Annotated in this window: 3 protein-coding genes and 1 pseudogene; 2 read left to right on the forward strand and 2 right to left on the reverse strand. The window is 67.5% G+C overall.

Features of this window, described 5'->3' with window-relative positions:
* Together RT567_RS13165 and gyrB are read left to right on the forward strand one after the other, a co-directional pair.
* Positions 1–370 (forward strand): annotated as a pseudogene (locus tag RT567_RS13165) (DNA replication and repair protein RecF); the annotation flags it as partial.
* 309 nt (positions 371–679) lie between these two features.
* Positions 680–3109, forward strand: coding sequence for a DNA topoisomerase (ATP-hydrolyzing) subunit B (gene gyrB / locus RT567_RS13170; RefSeq protein ID WP_313576760.1), 2430 nt, complete (start codon positions 680–682; stop codon positions 3107–3109).
* A gap of 24 nt (positions 3110–3133) precedes the next feature.
* On the opposite strand, the gene RT567_RS13175 is transcribed toward gyrB, so the two are convergent.
* Together RT567_RS13175 and RT567_RS13180 are read right to left on the reverse strand one after the other, a co-directional pair.
* Positions 3134–4498 (reverse strand): diguanylate cyclase, encoded by a 1365-nt coding sequence (locus RT567_RS13175; protein WP_313576761.1) that lies wholly within the window; start codon positions 4496–4498, stop codon positions 3134–3136.
* A 165-nt stretch (positions 4499–4663) separates the two neighbouring features.
* Positions 4664–5098 (reverse strand): hypothetical protein, encoded by a 435-nt coding sequence (locus tag RT567_RS13180; protein ID WP_313576762.1) that lies wholly within the window; start codon positions 5096–5098, stop codon positions 4664–4666.
* Positions 5099–5345: the final 247 nt, after the last annotated feature.

A 5345-nucleotide genomic window follows, 5' to 3' on the forward strand; every position in this document is an offset into this window, starting at 1 on the left:
CCTGATGCGCGCCCGCGCCCGCGACGCGGCGGCGGGGCGCAGCCTGTTCGGCCCACATCGCTCGGACCTCACCGCCCTGCACCGCGAGAAGAACCGGCCCGCCGCGGAAGGCTCGTCGGGCGAGCAGAAGGCGCTGGTGCTGAACCTGATCCTGGCCCAGGTGGCGCGTCTGGCGGATCAACCTGCACAGCCCGTCTTGCTGCTGGACGAGGCGCCCGCCCATCTGGACGAAGCCCGCCGCGCCGCCCTGTTCGACGAGATTGAGGCGCTTAAGCTGCAGGCCTTCATGACCGGAACGGAACGCCCGCTGTTCGCGGCGCTGGAGGGGCGCGCGCAGTTCGTGGCGGTGGAAGGCGGCGGCCTGGCGTGATGCAGCCGCGCGGCCTTCTCCCTCCCCTTCATGGGGAGGGTGGCTGAGGCCGTTAGGCCGAGGCCGGGTGGGGGCGGCAGGGCTATTCGAGCGCCGAGGTCAGGATTGCCAAGCCCTCCCCACCCGGTCTTCGCTTCGCTGCGACCACCCTCCCCATGAAGGGGAGGGAGAAGGGCTTAAAGGCTCGCTTTTCCCGTCGAATTTCCTATATATCGAGGACTTCGGGGCGCGCTGATTTGCGCCTCTGAGACGGGCGGCCGAAGGGCCGCCTCTTCCCTGTCCGTCCACGGACCCTGAGCCGACGTTTTCATGACCGAACAGACTGCTCCCTCGCCCGAATACGGCGCCGATTCCATCAAGGTTCTCAAAGGCCTGGACGCGGTGCGCAAGCGCCCCGGCATGTATATCGGCGACACGGACGACGGCTCGGGCCTGCACCACATGGTCTATGAGGTGGTGGACAACGCCATCGACGAGGCCCTGGCCGGCCACGCCGACCTGGTGACGGTCACCCTGAACGAGGACGGCTCGGTCACCGTGACCGACAATGGCCGCGGCATACCGACCGCCATCCATGCTGAGGAAGGCATTTCCGCCGCCGAGGTCATCATGACCCAGCTGCACGCCGGCGGTAAGTTCGACCAGAACTCCTACAAGGTGTCGGGCGGCCTGCACGGCGTGGGCGTGTCCGTGGTCAACGCCCTGTCGAACTGGCTGGAACTGGTCATCTATCGCGACGGCAAGAAGCACAGCGTGCGCTTCGAGCGCGGCGAGACGGTGCGCTCGCTGAAGGAAGTCGGCGAGGCGCCGATGCGCGAGGACAAGGGCCGTCTGCTGACCGGCACCGAGGTCACCTTCTATCCGTCGGTCACGACCTTCAGCCACATCGACTTCGACCTGAAGACGCTGGAGCACCGTCTGCGCGAGCTGGCCTTCCTGAACTCGGGCGTGGTCATCAAGCTGTCGGATCATCGCGGCGCTGAACCGGTCGAGATCATGCTGCACTATGAGGGCGGCGTCGAAGCCTTCGTGCGCCACCTCGACAAGTCCAAGACCCCGATCCTGAAGGACGTCATCGTCATTCGCGGCCAGAAGGACGGCATCGAGCTGGACCTGGCCCTGTGGTGGAACGACAGCTACCACGAGACCATGCTGTGCTTCACCAACAACATCCCGCAGCGGGATGGGGGCACCCACCTGTCGGCCTTCCGCGCCAGCCTGACCCGCGTCATGGGCAGCTATATCGAGAGCTCGGGCCTGGCCAAGAAAGAGAAGGTCGCGCCGACTGGCGAGGACGCCCGCGAAGGTCTGACCTGCGTCCTGTCGGTCAAGGTGCCGGACCCCAAGTTCAGCTCGCAGACCAAGGACAAGCTGGTCTCGTCCGAGGTGCGCCCGGCGGTCGAGAACCTGTGCTCGGAAGGCCTGTCCGAGTGGTTCGAGGAACACCCGGTCGAAGCCAAGCTGATCGTCTCCAAGATCATCGAAGCGGCGTCCGCCCGTGAAGCCGCCCGCAAGGCGCGCGACCTGACCCGCCGCAAGTCGGCGCTGGAGATCAGCTCCCTGCCCGGCAAGCTGGCCGACTGTCAGGAACGCGATCCGGCCAAGTCCGAGCTGTTCATCGTCGAGGGCGATTCCGCCGGCGGCTCGGCCAAGCAGGCGCGCAACCGCGAGAACCAGGCCGTCCTGCCCCTGCGCGGCAAGATCCTGAACGTCGAGCGCGCGCGCTTTGACCGGATGCTGTCGTCGGAACTGATCGGCACCCTGATCCTGGCGCTGGGCACCGGCATCGGCCGCGACGACTTCAACGCCGACAAGCTGCGCTACCACAAGATCATCCTGATGGCCGACGCCGACGTCGACGGCGCCCACATCCGCACCCTGCTTCTGACCTTCTTCTATCGTCAGATGCCGGAGCTGATCGAACGCGGCCACGTCTATATCGCCCAACCGCCGCTCTATAAGGTGTCGAAGGGCAAGCAGCACCGCTACGTCAAGGATCAGGCGGAGATGGACGCCTATCTGATCGAGGAAGGCAGCGCCGAGGCCGTGCTGGAACTGGCCTCGGGCGAGGTGCGCGCCAGCATGGACCTGCAGGAGCTGGTTCGCGAAGCCAAGGGCTTCAAGGCGCTGGTCGATCGTCTGGCGACACGCGCCCCGGCTTTCGCCATCGAACAGGGCGCTCTGGCCGGCCTGTTCAGCGAGAACGCCGGCGAGCTGGCCGACCGCGCCGCGCGTGCGGCCGAACGGCTGAACCTCTACGCCGAGGAAGGCGACGGCCCGTGGAGCGGCGAACTGGCCGCCCAGGGCGGGGTGGCCTTCAACCGCGTGCGCCGCGCCGTCGGCGAGACGATCGTGCTGGACGAGGTGCTGGGCCGTTCGCTGGACGCCCGCCGTCTGGCCGAACGCGCCGCCGCCTTCGACGGCCTGTTCGAGCGCCCGGCCATCTATCGCCGCAAGGACAAGACCACGACCATCCGCGGCCCCTTGGATCTTCTGGCGGCCGTGCTGGACGCCGGCAAGAAGGGCATCGCCATCCAGCGCTACAAGGGCCTGGGCGAGATGAACCCGGAACAGCTGTGGGAGACCACGCTGGACGTCAACGCCCGCACGCTGCTGCAGGTGAAGGTCGAGCATGGCGACGACGCCGACGACCTGTTCGCCAAGCTGATGGGCGACGTGGTCGAGCCGCGCCGTGAATTCATCCAGGACAACGCCCTGGACGCCGCCGTCGACGCCTGATCGTGAAGGCCGTTTGCGGCGCCGTCAGGCGCTGCGGCGGTCTTGCTCGACCCGGTTCCGGCCGTTCTGCTTGGCGCGATAAAGCGCGTCGTCGGCCGCTTTCACCAGATAGTTCTCGTCCGGGTGCCCCTGATGCTCGGCGACGCCGATCGACACCGTGACGCCGAAGGGCGCCAGGCCGCCCGTCGTGATGGCCTTGGCCGCCAGGGCCAGGCGCATCCGCTCGGCGATGGTCGCGGCCTGGTGCAGGCTGGTCTCGACCAGGACCACCAGGAACTCCTCGCCGCCGTAGCGGAACACGAAGTCGCTGGGCCGGACGTTTTCGGTCACGGCTTCGGCTACCTGGCGCAGCACCTCGTCGCCGACCGGGTGGCCGTGCGTGTCGTTGATCCGCTTGAAGTGATCCACGTCCAGAAGCAACACCGACAGCGGCGTGTGGTTCGCGTTGGCGAAGCCGATTTCGCGGCTGAGGATCGACGACAGGAAGCGCCGGTTCAGGGCGCGGGTGAGCGGATCGCGGCCGCCCTCCATGCCCGCCAGGCCCTGGAACATCTCGTTCAACAGGAAGGCGACCTCCTCGACTGCGGCCTCCAGCGCCTTCAGGGGCGCGGCGAGGTCGGCCGGGGCGGCGTCCGGCGTGAAGCGGGGCAATAGCTCCCTGTCGATCCGGTCCATCGTCGCGTTCAGTCGAGCCAGATGCGGCGAGCCGTCGAACAGGAAGTCGGCCCGGTGGCGGATCCACAGGCCGAACGGCGAGGCGCCCAGCGCGCCCGCCCCATCGACGCCGCCCGAGGCCAGGATGCGGAACAGGGTCTTCTGGCTCCATTCCATCAGGCCCGCACGCTGGCTTTCGCGCTCGAAATGGATGTCCTGATCCAGGGAGAACAGACGATAGGCTTCGTCCAGACGCGCGCGGTTGCTGGCGCCCTTCTCATAGGACTGGCTCATCAGGCGCAGGGCATGGTCGATCCGCTGGCCGGCCAGCCGCAAAAGATCGAAAGCCGCCGGGTCGCCGGCCAGATCGTCCGCCAGCCGCGCCTTCAGCACCGCCGCTCCGGCCATGACCAGATGCATGGGAATCTTGATGCGGGCGTGCACCTCGCCGATCTTGGTCTGGCGGGCGATGAAGGCTGATCCGCCGACATCCTGTCCAGGGGCGAACAGGTCGATCAGCCAGCGACGCAGCGAGGGGCTGAGACGTTCCTGGACGATGGAGTGATGCAGGAATGTCTGGGCGTCCGGGTCGTTGAGCAGCACCTGATAGAAGGCGGCCACCATGGCGTCGGCGTTGGCGCTGAGCAGGGCGCGCAGACGCTCCAGGCTTTGCGGGTCGAGAGCGGGTTCGGGAACGCGGGACGAGACGGCGACGGCGGACGTCGGGTTGGGCAAGGCGGCGACTCTGACTGTTTACACTACAGGTTCGGCCGCCTGGGCGTCGCCTCAGGCGCTGAGGATGGAGCAAGAGCCGCCCGAACCAGGGGCGTGCGCCCCTAAGCTAGGCGATAGACGCCGGACCCCGCCCCGGCAAGGGGCGGGCCGCCTCGCGGCGTCGTCTTAACGCGGACGTCCCGCCTCGATGAAGGCGCGGATGGACGGATAGATGCTGGTGCTGCGCTGGCCGTCGCACAGCATGTCCTTGATGTAGGAATCCAGCGAGTTCTTGGCGATGGCGTCGAAGTCGTAGCCGTCGTCGATCCGTTCCTGCTCGGCGCCGTCTGGGCCGTACAGGATCTCCACCCCTGGCTTGGACTGGCCCGCGCTGCAGCGGATGCTGATCTGGCCGGCGGAATAGGACAGGTCGGCGGTCGCGCCCGACGCCGGCACGCGCGCCAGGAGCGCCGTGCGCGCGCCGTCCGCCTCGGTGATGGAATCCACATCCAGCATGAAGACGGTGGCCGAGCTGCGCGAGACGACGTGCCAGCTTTCGGCCAGGGCGGGCGAAGCGGCCAGCGCGGCGACGGCGGCTATGGCGATAGTGATTGGTTTCATAGCATCCTCCCCAGGAATGAACCGAGTTCACTCCCGTTAGAGAAAAAACACAATGGCCCAGCCGTGCGCGCGCCCTGGTCGAGGTTTCGCCGTTATCGCCCGGCAGGCTGGCGCAATGCGCCAATCGTTCCGTTTCGACATCCTGCCCGCTGTGCTGGCCAGTGTTTTGGCCAGTGTTTTGGCCAGCGCCGCCCTGCCGGCGGCGGCTTCGGCCGAGCCCGTGGCGCCCGTCGCGGCGCCGTTCCAG

Source organism: Brevundimonas sp. (genome assembly GCF_032107865.1).
Classification (GTDB): domain Bacteria; phylum Pseudomonadota; class Alphaproteobacteria; order Caulobacterales; family Caulobacteraceae; genus Brevundimonas.

Bases quoted from the DNA above. Each gene is read 5' to 3' on its own strand.
- RT567_RS13180 (WP_313576762.1), bottom strand. From the start codon at position 5,098: ATGAAACCAATCACTATCGCCATAGCCGCCGTCGCCGCGCTGGCCGCT.
- gyrB (WP_313576760.1), top strand. From the start codon at position 680: ATGACCGAACAGACTGCTCCCTCGCCCGAATACGGCGCCGATTCCATC.